This is a genomic window from Streptomyces sp. M41, from assembly GCF_043673425.1.
Lineage (GTDB): Bacteria > Actinomycetota > Actinomycetes > Streptomycetales > Streptomycetaceae > Streptomyces.
In genome coordinates, this window is sequence record NZ_JBIMKE010000011.1 from 105,708 (window position 1) to 120,446 (window position 14,739).

Annotated in this window: 14 protein-coding genes; 6 read left to right on the forward strand and 8 right to left on the reverse strand. The window is 70.9% G+C overall.

Going from position 1 to position 14,739, the window contains the following annotated elements; genetic code table 11:
* Window positions 1-52: 52 nt before the first annotated feature.
* Complete coding sequence (locus tag ACHBTE_RS16550; protein WP_394724622.1) at window positions 53-1,252, forward strand: SUKH-4 family immunity protein; 1,200 nt, start codon at window positions 53-55, stop codon at window positions 1,250-1,252.
* 237 nt (window positions 1,253-1,489) lie between these two features.
* On the opposite strand, the gene ACHBTE_RS16555 is transcribed toward ACHBTE_RS16550, so the two are convergent.
* Complete coding sequence (locus ACHBTE_RS16555) at window positions 1,490-2,740, reverse strand: hypothetical protein (RefSeq protein WP_394724623.1); 1,251 nt, start codon at window positions 2,738-2,740, stop codon at window positions 1,490-1,492.
* Between the two features lie 230 nt (window positions 2,741-2,970).
* Here ACHBTE_RS16555 and ACHBTE_RS16560 point away from each other — a divergent pair, with 230 nt between their 5' ends.
* The 5 genes from ACHBTE_RS16560 (at window position 2,971) to ACHBTE_RS16580 (ending at window position 9,222) form a co-directional block, all read left to right on the forward strand.
* Window positions 2,971-4,449 (forward strand): MFS transporter, encoded by a 1,479-nt coding sequence (locus tag ACHBTE_RS16560; RefSeq protein ID WP_394724624.1) that lies wholly within the window; start codon window positions 2,971-2,973, stop codon window positions 4,447-4,449.
* Between the two features lie 112 nt (window positions 4,450-4,561).
* Window positions 4,562-6,355, forward strand: coding sequence for a DEAD/DEAH box helicase (locus ACHBTE_RS16565; protein WP_394724625.1), 1,794 nt, complete (start codon window positions 4,562-4,564; stop codon window positions 6,353-6,355).
* A gap of 361 nt (window positions 6,356-6,716) precedes the next feature.
* Window positions 6,717-7,358, forward strand: coding sequence for an IclR family transcriptional regulator (locus ACHBTE_RS16570; RefSeq protein WP_394724626.1), 642 nt, complete (start codon window positions 6,717-6,719; stop codon window positions 7,356-7,358).
* 179 nt (window positions 7,359-7,537) lie between these two features.
* Window positions 7,538-8,314, forward strand: a complete 777-nt coding sequence (locus ACHBTE_RS16575) for a chorismate synthase (protein ID WP_394724628.1) — start codon at window positions 7,538-7,540, stop codon at window positions 8,312-8,314.
* Between the two features lie 116 nt (window positions 8,315-8,430).
* Entirely contained in the window at window positions 8,431-9,222 is a 792-nt protein-coding gene (locus tag ACHBTE_RS16580; protein WP_394724629.1) for a PDZ domain-containing protein, read from the forward strand.
* 161 nt (window positions 9,223-9,383) lie between these two features.
* Here the strand turns inward: ACHBTE_RS16580 and ACHBTE_RS16585 are convergent, their stop codons facing one another.
* The 7 genes from ACHBTE_RS16585 to ACHBTE_RS16615 all read right to left on the reverse strand — a co-directional run bounded on the left by ACHBTE_RS16585 (window position 9,384) and on the right by ACHBTE_RS16615 (window position 14,613).
* On the reverse strand, window positions 9,384-9,569 hold the full coding sequence (locus tag ACHBTE_RS16585; RefSeq protein WP_394724724.1) for a hypothetical protein: 186 nt from the start codon (window positions 9,567-9,569) through the stop codon (window positions 9,384-9,386).
* Window positions 9,569-10,165 carry an ArsR/SmtB family transcription factor gene (locus ACHBTE_RS16590; RefSeq protein ID WP_394724630.1) on the reverse strand — a complete coding sequence of 199 codons (597 nt, stop codon included), beginning with the start codon at window positions 10,163-10,165 and terminating at the stop codon, window positions 9,569-9,571. The genes ACHBTE_RS16585 and ACHBTE_RS16590 overlap by 1 nt, the downstream gene beginning before the upstream one ends.
* Before the next feature lie 88 nt (window positions 10,166-10,253).
* Window positions 10,254-11,222: a glycine betaine ABC transporter substrate-binding protein gene (locus ACHBTE_RS16595; protein WP_394724631.1), complete on the reverse strand. Its 969-nt coding sequence runs from the start codon at window positions 11,220-11,222 to the stop codon at window positions 10,254-10,256.
* On the reverse strand, window positions 11,219-12,001 hold the full coding sequence (locus tag ACHBTE_RS16600; RefSeq protein WP_394724725.1) for an ABC transporter permease: 783 nt from the start codon (window positions 11,999-12,001) through the stop codon (window positions 11,219-11,221). Before ACHBTE_RS16600 ends, ACHBTE_RS16595 begins: the two co-directional genes overlap by 4 nt.
* Before the next feature lie 80 nt (window positions 12,002-12,081).
* Window positions 12,082-13,290 (reverse strand): betaine/proline/choline family ABC transporter ATP-binding protein, encoded by a 1,209-nt coding sequence (locus ACHBTE_RS16605; protein WP_394724726.1) that lies wholly within the window; start codon window positions 13,288-13,290, stop codon window positions 12,082-12,084.
* 166 nt (window positions 13,291-13,456) lie between these two features.
* Complete coding sequence (locus ACHBTE_RS16610; RefSeq protein WP_394724632.1) at window positions 13,457-14,104, reverse strand: ABC transporter permease; 648 nt, start codon at window positions 14,102-14,104, stop codon at window positions 13,457-13,459.
* Between the two features lie 26 nt (window positions 14,105-14,130).
* On the reverse strand, window positions 14,131-14,613 hold the full coding sequence (locus ACHBTE_RS16615; protein WP_394724633.1) for an Lrp/AsnC family transcriptional regulator: 483 nt from the start codon (window positions 14,611-14,613) through the stop codon (window positions 14,131-14,133).
* Window positions 14,614-14,739: the final 126 nt, after the last annotated feature.

The following is a 14,739-nucleotide window of genomic DNA, read 5'->3' on the forward strand; positions in this document are numbered from 1 at the left end:
TCGGCCGTGTCCTGCTGCCCGGGGGCGGTGAGCAAGCGCATGCGGGGGAGCCATGAGCACGACGATCACGAACCACGCCGGTGACACAGCGATCATCCTGACCGAGTCCGAGCTCGATCCGTACGTCACGCACGCGCCGACGCGGCGCCGGCTGACGGGGCCCGGACTGCCCGCCGACAGCGGAGTGCTGAGCTTCGCCGAGCTGTGCCGCGCGGGCCTGCGGACGGTGGCGGACTCGACGGGCGACCCGCAGGACCGGCTGGCCGCCGAGCTGCGCGACCAGCTGGTGATAGGCGGACTGCTGGGCCCCGGCGCCCTGGAGACGGAGTCGGTCCTGCTGGACGGCACGACGGGTGAGATCTCGACGACGTACTTCCTGCACGACCGCCCCGACCTGATGGACCGCCGCCCGCTCGCCCCTTCGCTGCACACCCTGGTCCGCTTCGCGGAGGCGACGGACGAACTGGCGGGGCTGCGCGGCCAGTTCGCGTCCTACGTCGGCCGCTACGGCCCGCAGCCGGTCGCGGAGGCATCACGGCAGCTGCTGGCCGTGTTCGAGGAGGGCACCCAGGGCAGACCGGCACCGTTCTGGAGGATGGCGGCCCTGATCCGCCCGCTCGCCCTCGTGGCGGGCCGCGCCGGGGAGTCGGGCCTGGCCCTGGACCTGCCGCCGCGACTGCTGGAGCAGGAGTTCGGCCACGGCAAGGTGGTGCGCTTCGAGGAGGTCGACTTCCCCGCCACGCTCACCCACCAGCCGACGCGCCGTTTTCTGCGCGAAGTGGGGCTCCCGGAGGACGGCTTCCTGTTCGCCCTCGACACGGACATGCCGCTGGCGACCCTGGCCGAGCACTACGCCGAAGCCGACCCCTCGGCCGATCTCCCCGCCCGCGCGGACCACTTGATCCGCCTCGGTCATCTCGTCGAGGACGACAGCCTGGTCATCGATGGCGAGTCCGGCGCGATCCTGAACTGGAGCGAGCCCGAGGCGAGGCTGTTCCCCCTGAACACGGACGTCTCGACGCTCGCCTTCACCCTCTGGCTGCTGCACCGCGAGCAGGTGATGGACGAACAGTCGGGCCATGAGCTGACGACCGCCGCCTACGACCAACTGGCCATGACCATGCTCCAGGTCCTGTCGGCGGTCGACCCGACCGGCGTCACCGCGGCGGACAGGGACGGCCGGCACTACTGGACGGAGGCGTTCCAGGACGAGGCGAGCGGGGTGCTGGAGTCGACGGGCGGGAGCTGGTGAGCCGACGGGCGGGGACCGGTCGGTCGACGGCGGGGGACCGGTCGGTCGACGAACCGGAGCGGGCCGTCGTCCAGGCGCGGGTCCCGCACGAGATACGGCCCCCCTGAGGCCGGGACCTCAGGTCGGCGGTCTCGGGGGTGGGCGGACGACGGTGGGGGGATGGCGGGCGCCGGCAGCAGTGCGTTCTGTACAGGGTGCGCGCGCTGTCAGGCGCGTGCTGTCAGGCCGCGCGGACTGTCAGGAGGACCGGGCGCCGGGGCGGCGGCGTACTGCCAGGATCAGCGCGCCACCGAGGGCGGCTGCGGTGGCTGCGGCGCCGGCGAGGAGCGGGGTGCCGTCGGAGCCGGTGGCGGCGAGGTTGCCGTTGACGGATCCGGTGGTGGAGCCGCCCGTCGAGGAGCCGGCCGAGGTGGAGCCCGTGCTGCCCGTGCCGCCGGTGGACTGGCCTTCGTGGTCGTTGCCGGTGCCGCCCGCGGTGGAGCCGCCGTCCGTCGAACCGCCGCCGGTGGAGGGGCTGCCGGAGGGGGTGGGTTCGGGCTCGTAGTCGGTGGGGATGGCGATGCGGATCCGCGCCTTGTCGTTGGCGGGGTTCTTGTCGAAGGCCGGGTGGATGTCGTACACCGAGGTCGCCTTCACCTCACCCGTGGTGGTCTTGGTGCCCTCCTTGATCTTCACCGTGAAGGTGAAGGAGAGCGACTCGCCGACCTCGATGGTGTGGTCGGCGGGCCAGCAGACGTACCTGGCCTTGCCCGGCGTCCCTCCGGGCCCGGACGGGCCGTCGATGCCGAACGGCGCGCACTCCTCGGGCACTTCGGTGGCGACCGTGCCCGGCGGTATCCGCACCATCAGCGCCGTCTGGTCGTCGCTCTCCTGGTTCTGGATCCAGCCGGGCCCGTCGTTGCGCAGCTGCACCGTGAACGACTGCCCGTCACCGGCCAGCCCCTCGGTGTCCTCGCCGACCGCGACGAGGTCGGCCGAGCTGTCCGCGGTCAGGGTGAGGCGGTGGTGGCTGTCGTCGAAGCCGTCGCCCGGGGCCTCGCCGGTGCGTCCGGTGCCGTACTCGACGGCCTCCATCAACGCCTTGGGCAGCGCCTTGAACCGTACGGGCGTCTCGATGGAGGCACCGGGTTCGATGACGGTGTCGAACTCGCAGAGCGCCTGTCTGACCTGGTCCCCGACGGTCGAGTAGGTGCAGCCCGCCACCGGCTCGGGGAAGTCGAGCCCGCGGGTCAGCCGGACCCGGAAGGTGACGCCGTCCGCTGGTGCGGTGCCCTTGTTGGTGATGACGACGGACTCGTCGTACACCTCGCCGGGCTTGGGAGACGTGCGCGGCAGGTTCGAGACGACCAGGGAGGGCTCGGCCTCCTCGGCCGACGCCGCGGGAGCGGTGACCACGGGAACGGCAGCCGCGGCGAGCGCGGCGGCGGCCACCAGGGCCGCCGAGGGGCGCGGGTTCGGGCGGGTGTGCGGGCGGGGGTGCTGGCGCACGTGGGTCTCCTCGTCGGGGCATCGAGCACGGCGACCGGAGCTTTGCCGTCCAGTCATGTTCTTGACACTCGGAAGGGGGGCAGGGTTGTGCCGCTGTACGAGGAGACGTGGGGGAGAACAGGTGCCCGCTCCTCCGCCGTGAACGCCCGGCGGTCGTAGGACCAAGGTCCCAGCGCGGGGCCGTCTCCCGACAGGGGTCAACGGCGGTTGCGGCCCTTACGCTGGCGGGCATGACTGCCCTCGAGCCGCGCGACGCCGACACGGACGCCGACGCCGACGTCGACGTCGCGAAGACGTCCGACGCCCCCTCACAGCCCGCGACCGAGGACACCGTATGGGGCCGGTCCTACCGGGCCCTCAGTGTCGGGATCGTCTCCGTCGTGCTGCTCATCGCGTTCGAGGCGACCGCCGTGGGCACGGCCATGCCCGTCGCCGCGCGGGAGCTGGACGGGGTCTCGCTCTACGCCTTCGCGTTCTCGGGGTACTTCACCACCAGCCTGTTCGGGATGGTGCTGTCGGGCCAGTGGTCGGACCGGCGGGGGCCGTTGGGTGCGCTGAGCACGGGGATCGCCGCCTTCGGGGCCGGGCTGCTGCTCGCCGGGACGGCCGGGGTCATGTGGGTGTTCATCCTCGGGCGGGCCGTGCAGGGCCTCGGCGGAGGGCTGGTCATCGTCGCGTTGTACGTCGTCGTCGGCCGGGCCTACCCCGAGCGGCTGCGGCCGGGAATCATGGCGGCGTTCGCGGCGAGCTGGATCGTGCCGTCGATCGTGGGGCCGCTCGCCTCCGGCGCGGTGACCGAACATCTGGGCTGGCGCTGGGTGTTCGTCGGGATACCGGTGCTCGTCCTCCTCCCGCTCGCACTCGCGCTGCCGCAGATACGCCGCCGCGCGGGCGGGCCGGTCGACGACTCCGTCCGACCCGCCTCCTTCGACCGGCGCCGCATCCGGCTCGCCCTCGGCATCTCCCTCGGCGCGGGGCTGCTGCAGTACGCCGCCCAGGACCTGCGCCCGCTCTCCCTCCTCCCCGGCGCCCTCGGCGCCGCGCTCCTCGTACCGGCCGTGCTCGGGCTGCTCCCGCGCGGCACATACCGGGCGGCGCGGGGGCTGCCGTCCGTGGTGCTGCTGCGCGGGGTCGCCGCGGGGTCCTTCATCGCCGCCGAGTCCTTCGTGCCGCTCATGCTGGTCACCCAGCGGGGACTGTCGCCGACGCTCGCCGGTTTCTCGCTCGCGGCGGGCGGCGCGACCTGGGCGCTGGGGTCGTGGGTGCAGTCCCGGCCGCGTGTGGAGCCGTACCGGGAACGCCTGATGACGCTCGGGATGCTGCTGGTGGCAGCCGCGATCGCCGGCGCCCCGAGCGTGCTGATCGACTCCGTGCCGGCCTGGACCGTGGCCGTCGCCTGGGCGTTCGGCTGCCTCGGGATGGGGCTGGTGATCTCCTCCACCAGCGTGCTCCTGCTTCACCTCTCCCCTCCCGGGGAGGCAGGCAGCAACTCGGCCGCCCTCCAGATCTCCGACGGCTTGTCCAACGTGGTGCTGCTGGCCGCGGGCGGCGCCGCGTTCGCCGCGCTGGGCGGCGGCACGGTGAGCCACGCGGCCACGGAGGCGTCCGGCGCGGGGTCCCATCCGGCGGCGTTCGCGGCGGTGTTCCTGCCGATGGCGGGGGTGGCGTTGGTGGGGGCTTGGGTGACCACTCGGCTGCGGCGGTTGTGACGTCGGTCCCACCCTCGGGTCACCCGGCCTGGTCCGCGCGTCGGCACCGCGGGGCCGCCGGTAGGGTGGCCCGGTTGTCATACGTAGCCGAGCCCGACCCTTAACGGAGACCGTGACTACCACCGCCGCCTCCTCCTCGCACCACCTTTCCCCCGCCTTCCCCGGCCGCGCCCCCTGGGGCACCGCCAGCAAGCTGCGTGCCTGGCAGCAGGGGGCGATGGAGAAGTACATCCAGGAGCAGCCGCGTGACTTCCTCGCGGTCGCCACGCCCGGCGCCGGAAAGACGACCTTCGCCCTGACGCTCGCCTCCTGGCTGCTGCACCACCACGTCGTGCAGCAGGTCACGGTGGTCGCGCCGACCGAGCATCTGAAGAAGCAGTGGGCGGAGGCGGCGGCGCGGATAGGCATCAAGCTCGACCCCGAGTACAGCGCCGGACCACTCGGCAAGGACTACCAGGGCGTCGCCGTGACCTACGCGGGCGTCGGCGTGCGGCCCATGCTGCACCGCAACCGCGTGGAGCAGCGCAAGACGCTCGTCATCCTCGACGAGATCCACCACGCAGGCGACTCCAAGTCCTGGGGCGAGGCGTGCCTGGAGGCGTTCGAGCCCGCCACCCGACGGCTCGCCCTCACCGGTACGCCCTTCCGGTCCGACACCAACCCCATCCCCTTCGTCACGTACGAGGAGGACAACGCCGGTATCCGGCGCTCGGCCGCCGACTACACCTACGGCTACGGATCCGCGCTCACCGACGGCGTCGTGCGGCCCGTCATCTTCCTCTCCTACAGCGGCAACATGCGCTGGCGGACCAAGGCGGGCGACGAGATCGCCGCCCGGCTGGGCGAGCCGATGACCAAGGACGCCGTCAGCCAGGCATGGCGCACCGCCCTCGATCCGCGCGGCGAGTGGATGCCCAGTGTGCTGCGCGCCGCGGACCAGCGGCTGACCGAGGTCAGGAAGGCCATCCCGGACGCGGGCGCCCTCGTCATCGCCTCCGACCAGGACTCCGCGCGCGCCTACGCCAAGCTCATCCGCGAGATCACCGGCAACAAGGCGACCCTCGTCCTCTCCGACGACGCCGGGGCCTCCAGCCGTATCGACGAGTTCAGCGGCAGCACCGACCGGTGGATGGTCGCCGTCCGGATGGTCTCCGAGGGTGTCGACGTGCCGCGGCTGGCGGTCGGGGTGTACGCCACCACCATCTCCACGCCCCTCTTCTTCGCCCAGGCCGTCGGCCGCTTCGTACGGTCCCGGCGGCGCGGCGAGACCGCGTCCGTCTTCCTGCCGACCATCCCCGACCTGCTCACCTTCGCCAACGAGATGGAGGTCGAGCGCGACCACGCCCTCGACAAGCCGAAGAAGGAGGGCGAGGAGGACCCCTACGCCGAGTCCGAGAAAGAGATGGAGGAGGCGAACAAGGAGCAGGACGAGGACACCGGCGAGCAGGACATGCTGCCCTTCGAGGCGCTGGAGTCCGACGCCGTCTTCGACCGGGTCCTCTACGACGGCGCCGAGTTCGGCATGCAGGCCCACCCCGGCAGCGAGGAGGAGCAGGACTACCTCGGGATTCCGGGACTGCTCGAACCCGAGCAGGTGCAGCTGCTGCTCCAGAAGCGCCAGGCCCGGCAGATCGCGCACAGCCGCAAGAAGCCGGCCGAGGAGGCGGACCTGCTGGAGCTGCCCGCGGAACGGCGGCCCGTCGTCTCGCACAAGGAGATGATGGAGCTGCGCAAGCAGCTCAACACCATGGTCGGCGCATACGTCCACCAGAGCGGCAAGCCGCACGGGGTCATCCACACCGAGCTGCGGCGCGTGTGCGGCGGCCCGCCGAGCGCGGAGGCGACGGCCGGGCAGCTCAAGCAGCGCATCGCCAAGGTGCAGGAGTGGGCCACCCGTATGCGGTGACGCCGGTGTCGTGACGTCGGTGCCGTGACGCCCCCTGCGCGGGTCCCGGCGCCCGGACGGCGCCACGCGCCGGTCGAGGCCCCGCTCGCGCCGTATCTATCGGGGCAAAGGGGAGTGGGTCGTACCGCCCGTTGCCCGGATTCTGGACGGAGCCTTCCGCTCAGCGAACCGGCTTCGCTAATGTCCGCCTACGCATACGCCCCGTGGCAGCGCCGCCGCGGAGCGCAGCCGTGAAGCGACGCGGTCCGGACTCACCGGGCCGCCGGCCGATCGGCGGCCTCTGACGCGCGTCGCCGAACGGGACTCGGTGACGCATCTGCCGCGATGAGGCCGTCGACCTCACCACTAAGGAGTGGGCGTCGTGACCGCGGAGACCTCTCAGACGCTCGACCGAGGACTGCGTGTCCTCAAGCTGCTGGCCGATACGGACCATGGGCTGACCGTCACCGAGCTTTCCAACAAACTGGGCGTGAACCGGACCGTCGTGTACCGGCTGCTCGCCACGCTCGAACAGCACGCCCTCGTCCGCCGTGACCTGGGCGGTCGCGCCCGGGTCGGGCTCGGCGTGCTGCGCCTTGGCCGGCAGGTGCATCCGCTGGTACGGGAGGCCGCGCTGCCGGCGCTGCGCTCGCTCGCCGAGGACATAGGCGCCACCGCTCATCTGACCCTGGTGGACGGTACGGAGGCGCTGGCCGTCGCCGTCGTCGAGCCGACCTGGACGGACTATCACGTGGCCTACCGGGCCGGGTTCCGGCACCCGCTGGACCGCGGTGCGGCGGGCCGGGCGATACTCGCCGCCCGTCGGCAGCCGATGGAGGAGCCCGGGTACACCCTGACCCACGGGGAGTTGGAGGCCGGGGCGAGCGGGGCCGCCGCACCGCTGATCGGGGTCACCGGGGTCGAGGGCAGCGTGGGCGTGGTGATGCTGGCCGACGCTGTCCCGGAGCGGGTGGGTCCGCGGGTGGTGGACGCGGCCCGGGAGGTCGCGGAGGCGCTGCGCTGAGCGTGTCCGATCGGTCGAGCCTGTCCGATCGGCTGACCGTGTCTGATCACCTGAGCCTGCCCGATCAACTGAACGTGTCTGATCGACTGAGCCTCTGCGATCGCTGAGCGTGTCCGATCCGCGGCTGCGTTCCGGTGTGCGCCCTAGGCAGGGCCCTCGCCGCCTCCGACACTCGACTCATGACCTCACTGAGCATCCGCACCGTCCATGACGTCGCCGGATTCGCGGCCGTCGCCGACTACTTCAGTGACGTGTGGAACACACCGCGCAGCGCACCGCCCCTGCTGTCCGAGACGCTGAACAGCCTCGCCCATGCGGGCGGCGCCGTGCATGCCGCGCACGACGGGCCGCGGCTGGTCGGGGCGTCCGTAGCGGTGTTCGGGCCACCCGCGTCGAGAGAGACGTACTCGCTGCTGACCGCGGCCGAGCGGGGCCTCGGCTACCAGGTGAAGCAGGCCCAGCGGGTGTGGGCGCTGGAACACGGGGCGCGCACCATGCGCTGGACCTTCGATCCGCTGGTCGGCCGGAACGCCCGCTTCAACCTGATCAAGCTGGGCGGCGAGGGCACCGAGTACATCGTCGACTTCTACGGCCCCATGGCCGACGGCGTCAACGACGGCGACGAGAGCGACCGGCTGGCGGTGACCTGGGAACTCGCACCGTCCCTGCGGTCGTCCGGCCCGCCGGACGGCACGGTCGGCCGCGATGCCGCCCCCGCCACGCACACCGCCCCCGACGGCGCCCCGCTGGCCCGCCGTGACCTCGACGACCGGCACATATGGTGCCGGGTGCCGGACGACATCGTGGCGTTGCGGGCCGCGGACCCCGAGCTGGGGCTGCGCTGGCGACGGGCCGTGCGCGAGGTGTTCACCAAGGCCTTCGCCGACGGATTCACCGCGACCGGGATGTCCCGGGACGGCTGGTACACCCTCACCCGCCCGGAGGCCGCCGCGTGAGACTCGAAGCGGGTCGACACGGCGAGACCTGTACGTGACCTGAGTCGGGCACCCTGGGCAGCCGCGACCTGGACCGGGTCGGAATTCGGAAATCGCCGTCACGTTAGATTGATCCCGTGCTCTCTCGCCTCACACGCCCCCGGGCCGCCGCCGTCTGTGCCGTGCCGTTCGTGGCCCTGCTCGCCACGGCGGCCTTCGCGCCGCTGCCGTTCTCACTGACGCAGCCCGGTCTGACGGCGAACGTGCTCGGCGAGAACAAGGGCGAGCCGGTGATCACGATCTCCGGTGCGCCGACCCGTGACACCAGTGGCCAGCTGCGCATGACCACCATCACGGCGACGTCGCCCGACACCGACGTCCGGCTCGGCGATGTGATCGACGCCTGGTTCAGCACGGACCAGGCGGTCATGCCGCGCGACTCGGTCTATCCGAGCGGACGCAGCACACAGGAGATCCAGCAGTACAACTCGGAGCAGATGCAGGAGTCCCAGGACGCCGCGACCGAGGCCGCGCTGAACTACCTGAACCTGAACGACAAGGACATCGACGTCTCCCTGAAGCTCGCGGACGTCGGCGGGCCCAGCGCCGGTCTGCTGTTCTCCCTCGGCATCATCGACAAGCTGAAGGGCGACGGCTCCGGCGGCGACCTCACCGGTGGCCGCAACATCGCCGGCACCGGCACGATCGACGCCGCCGGCAAGGTCGGCGCGGTCGGGGGCGTGTCCCTGAAGACACAGGCGGCCAGGCGGGACGGGGCCACTGTCTTCCTGGTACCGAAGGCGGAGTGCGCCGACGCGAAAGCAGAACTCCCCAAGGGCCTACGCCTGATCCCGGTGACGACCCTGAAGGCCACGGTGAACGCCCTGAAGTCACTGGACTCGGGGGAGGGCGCGGTTCCGAGCTGCTAGGGGGTGTTTCGAAAGTCCCGCACAGCACCCACGGCGCCCGGCACGCACCCTCGCCGCACCGGCCAAAGGCCCAAGTACGTCCAGTACGAGGGCCTTCGTCCGGCACGCCGAGGGCACGCACCGGACACCGCGGGCACCGCACGAGACTTTCGAAACACCCCCTAGTGCGCCGGTAGCGGCGGCTTGGGGGTGACGAGGCGAAGCCCGACTTCCACCAGCGTCCAGCCGAGCCGTATACGCAGGTCACGGTCGCCCTTGGCCCGGAGAACGAGCCGATGGGCCGCGGCCTGGGCCTGGAGATCGGCGGCTCGGAGCCGATGCAGGGCGAGATGGGTTTCCGGGGTGATCACTGGGACCCCTTTCGGTCCGTGGCGATGGGGAAGACGTGCGTGTGGATGCGGACCTGCTCCGCGTCGGGGTCGTCGTCAGCGACCTCGGAGTTGTCGTACTCCCTGAGCAACTCGTGCATTCTGCCGATCAGTTCGCGAGCGAGCGCTGGTGTCAGGCGTAGGTTCCAGTCGCTCACGTCCATGGCGTGATCCCCCCATTTCGGGAGCCAGTCATGGCGCGTGGCCATCAGCGTCGACAGCTCGCGGCCATGCGTGGCCGCCATCTCGTACAGGAATGTGTCGGCTGCCCCGCGAACGGCCGGATCCTCGTCCCGGAGCAGGGACTCACCCATGCTGATGTTTTGCTTGACCGCCTGCCACCAGCGCTCCCGCCCCTTGCCATGCTCGGGCGCGTCCTCGATGAAGCCGTGCTCGGCTAGCTGCCTGAGGTGATAGCTGGTGGCCCCGCTGGACTCACCCAGCCGCTCGGCGAGCATCGAAGCGGTGGCGGGGCCATGCCGCCGTAGCGCGTCGAGCAGTTCCATCCGCAGAGGGTGCGCCAGGCCGCGCAGCGAACGGGCATCCAGTTTCCGTACGAGGTGCTCTTCCGGCATGTGTACGAAGGTACCTATGCAAAGAAGTCTTTGCAACGAATTCTTTGGAACTGGGTCTCGAGGCCGCGGCTCGCGCTCTGCGCGCCGGCTAGCGCACGAACCCCTCCTCCTTCATCCAGTCCAGCGCCACCTGATGCGGGTCCTCCCCGTCCACATCCACCTTCGCGTTGAGGTCCTGGGCCACGGAGTTGTTCAGTTTTCTGCTGATGGGGTCGAGGATCTCCGGGATCGCCGGCCACCTTTGCAGGGTCTTGGTGTTGATCATCGGGGCGGCGTTGTAGTTGGGGAAGAACCTCTTGTCGTCGTCCATCACCACGAGGTTCATCGACTTGATGCGGCCGTCCGTCGTGTAGACCTCGCCGTAGACGCAGCTGCCCTTCGCCGTCTGGGTGTAGATGATCCCGGTGTCCATCTGCGTGACGTTCCCCGTCGGGATGCGCATCCCGTATTCCTTCTCCATGCCGCGCAGCCCGTCCGCCCGGTTGGCGAACTCGACCTCCACGCACAGCGTCACCGCGCCGGGGTCGGACCTGGACAGCGCGGCCACCTGGGACAGCGTGTTCGTGCGGTACTTCTTGTGGTTCGCCTGGTTCATCGCCAGGGCATAGGTGTTGTTCAGCGCGGACGGCTCCAGCCAGGTCACCCCGTTCTTCGCGTCGGCCTTGCGCACCGCCTCCCACTGGGCGTGCGGGTCGGGGATCGGCTCGCTGTGGCCCAGATACGTGATCCAGGCCGTGCCCGTGTACTCGTACCCGGCGTCCGCCTCGCCCTTGACCACCGCCTCGCGGCTGCCGATGGAGCCCTGGATACCGGTGCGGTCGAGGACCTCCGCGCCGGCCGCCTGGAAGGCGATGCCCATGATCGAGCCGAGGATGAGCTGCTCGGTGAACGACTTCGACGTCACCGTCAGACGGGCGCCCTCGAGCGGCTCACCGCGGCCGATCGTCCCGGGCCGGACGTCGTCGGCCATGGGGGAGCCGCTGGTCAGGCCGCAGCCGGGGGCCAGCGTCAACAGCAGACCTGCCGCGGCGAGGGCCGTACGGCGTCGCCCCCTCATGTCTCCAACCCCCTCGGCCGCAGCAGTACTTCGGCCAGCGACGCCAGCCAGTCCACCAGCAGGGCGAGGGCGACCGTGAGGATCGAGCCCAGCACCAGCACCGGCATGCGCTGGTTGGTGATGCCGGCCGTGATCAGCACGCCCAGCCCGCCGCCCCCGCCGAACACGGCCAGGGTCGCGGTGCCGACGTTGAGCACCAGCGCCGTCCGCACGCCCGCCAGGATCAGCGGCACGGCCAGCGGCAGCTCCACCCGGCTCAGCACTCCCGTCGGTGACATGCCGATGCCGCGTGCCGCCTCCAGCACGGTCGGGTCGTTCGCCTTGAGCCCGGCGATCGTGTTGGACAGCACGGGCAGCACGGCGTAGATGATCATGCCGATCAGGGCGGCGCGGCGGCCGATGCCCAGCCAGATCACCAGCAGGGCGAGCAGTCCGATCGCCGGGGTCGCCTGGCCCATGTTGGCGAACGCCATGGCCACCGGGGTCGCTTTCCGGAACGCCCGCCGGGTGAGCAGGATCCCCAGCGGGATCGCGATGATCAGCACGAAGAAGGTGGAGATCGCCGTGAGTTCGATGTGCTCCCACAGGGCCTGCGAGACCTGACCGTCGGACAGCGCGTTCTCGGACACCGGGTCCAGGTCGGCCTGCTGGAACCACAGGAACGTCACCAGCAGCAGGACGACCAGGCAGGCGGGCACGAAGGTCAGCTTCTGCCAACTCACCCGCCGCGCAGGGGGCTTGACCGGAGCCGGGGCCTCGGCCGCCGCCGCGTCGGCCACTTTCGCCTCGGCCGCGGCCTCCGCCGCATCCTCGTCGTGCTCGTCCGGGCCGGGGGGCCGGTCGGGGGCCTCGGGAGTGCTCACGCCTTCCTCTCCCCTCCGTCGCCCTCCTGCTCCGCGTGTGTGCGCTCGCTCCGGGAGACCTCCAGCTCGTGCTGGGCCTCCAGCGCCTCCAGCCGGTCCGCCTCCAGCAGCTCGTGCACGGAGTTCATCAGCGTCTCCATGTCGACGACGCCGGTGTACTCACCGCGCCGCCCGGTCACCGGGACACGGCCCGCGTTGTCCGTCAGCACGGCCTCCAGCGCGTCCCGCAGGGTCGCGTCCCTGGTCACCGTGTCGTGGACGAGCGTGCCCGCCCGCGCCAGCGAACCCTTGGCCCGCATCATGTCGCCGCGCCGCAGCCACTTGTAGGGCCGGCCACGGGGGTCGAGCAACAGCAGCTCGTTCGTGCCGCTCGCCCGCAGCCGGTTGAAGATCTCCTGGAGCGGGTCGTCGACGGTCGCCGTCGGATAGTCGGTGATCTCCACATCCCTGACACGGGTCAGGTTCAGCCGCTTCAGTGCCGCGCCGGCGCCCACGAATCCCGATACGAAGTCGTCCGCCGGGTTGGTGAGGATGGCCTCCGGGGTGTCGAACTGAGCGATGTGCGACCGTTCGCGCAACACGGCGATACGGTCACCGAGCTTGATCGCCTCGTCGAAGTCGTGCGTGACGAAGACGATCGTCTTGTGCAGCTCATGCTGGAGTCTGATCAACTCGTCCTGGAGATGATCACGGGTGATCGGGTCGACCGCCCCGAACGGTTCGTCCATCAGCAGCACCGGGGGGTCCGCCGCCAACGCCCGCGCCACGCCGACGCGTTGCTGCTGGCCGCCGGAGAGCTGGCGCGGGTAGCGGCCGTGGAACTCGCCCGGGTCCAGGCCCACCAGGTCGAGCAGCTCCTCGACCCGCGCGCTGATCCGCCCCTTCGGCCAGCCGATCATCTTCGGCACGAGAGCGATGTTCTGCGCGACCGTCATGTGCGGGAAGAGGCCGGCGGACTGGATCGCGTACCCGACCTTGCGGCGCAGCTTCACCGGGTCGATGTCCGTGACGTCCTCGCCGCCGATGCGGATACGGCCGCCGGTCGGCTCGATCAGCCGGTTGATCATCTTGAGCGTGGTGGACTTGCCGCAACCGGAGGGGCCGACGAAGACGACCACTTCGCCCGCCTTGATCTCCATGCTCACGTTGTCCACGGCCGGCTGCGGATTGCCCGGGTACCGCTTGGTCAGGTTCTCCAGCTCGATGGAAGCACCGTGATGCCCGGCCGGAGCACCGGTGTCGCCGCCTCCGCCTCCGCCTCCGCCTCCGCCGCCTCCGCCCCCGGCGCCGCGCCCGCTCCCGGCCTCGCCCTCGGCCCCACCGTCGCCCCTGCGCTCGTCGCCGCCCGTGGGCCCACCGCTGCCGCCGCTGTCAGACACGGATCCCCCTCGGAATGGTCAGCCGTCCGACCAGGACGTACGCGGCGTCGAACAGCAGCGCCAGGATGATGATCCCGACCGTGCCCGCGAGCACCTGGTTGAGCGCGTTCGCGCTGCCCAGCGAGGCGAGCCCGCGGAAGATCACATTGCCCAGGCCCGGCCCGGAGGCGTACGCCGCGATCGCCGCGATGCCCATCAGCATCTGCGTGGCGACCCGGATCCCGGTCAGGATCGGCGGCCAGGCCAGCGGCAGCTCCACCCGCAGCAGCCGGGCCAGACGCGACATGCCGATGCCGCGGGCCGCGTCCACCAGGGCCGGATCGACCCCGCGCAGCCCGACGATGGAGTTGCGTACGACCGGCAGCAGCCCGTACAGCGTCAAGGTGATCACCGTGGGCGCCACACCGAGCCCCACGATCGGGATGAGCAGACCGATCATGGCGAGGGACGGAACGGTCAGAATGGTCGAGGTGGACAGCGTGGCGAGGTTGCCGGCCCACTCGCTCTGATACGTCGCGACACCGATCGCCACGCCCAGCAGGGTCGCCACGACCATGCACTGGAAGACGGCGCTCGCATGCTGCCAGGCGTCGGTGAGCAGCTGCTGGTGGCGGTTGCCCAGGTACTCCCAGAAGCTCACCAACGCTCACCCCGCTCACCGGTCCGCTAGGTCGTCCTCTCCCGGTCCTCGGCCGCCTGCTCCACCAACGGGATGATCCGCAGCGGCACGGGGTTCTCCATCACGATCGCGGTGGAGGCCCGGACGATCCCATCGAAACCGACAACCCGGTCGATCACACGCTGAAGATCGGCGTTGGAACGCGCCACGAGGCGGCACAGCATGTCCCCGCTCCCGGTGGTCGTGAGCAGTTCGAGCACCTCCGGCACGGTCGCCAAGTGGGCCCGTACGTCGGCCCCTTGCCCCTGTCTGATCTGGAGCGTGGCGAAGGCGGTGACCGGATACCCGAGCGCGGCCGGGTCGACCTCGGGACCGAATCCACGGATGACTCCGTTCGACTGAAGCCGGTCCAGCCGCGCCTGCACCGTCCCGCGCGCCACCCCCAGCCGCCGGGACATCTCCAGCACCCCGATCCGCGGTTCCCGCGCCAGCAGCACGATGATGCGCCCGTCCAGATGATCGATCGCCACTACAGCCCGTCCCTTCTCCCTCTTCGCTCCCTCGTCACTCCCTCTCCACTCCCTCTGCGCAGTGGTCATCCTGTACAGAAAGCTCGCGATCATGGGCTCAGTACTAAACAGATTGCCCAGCAGATG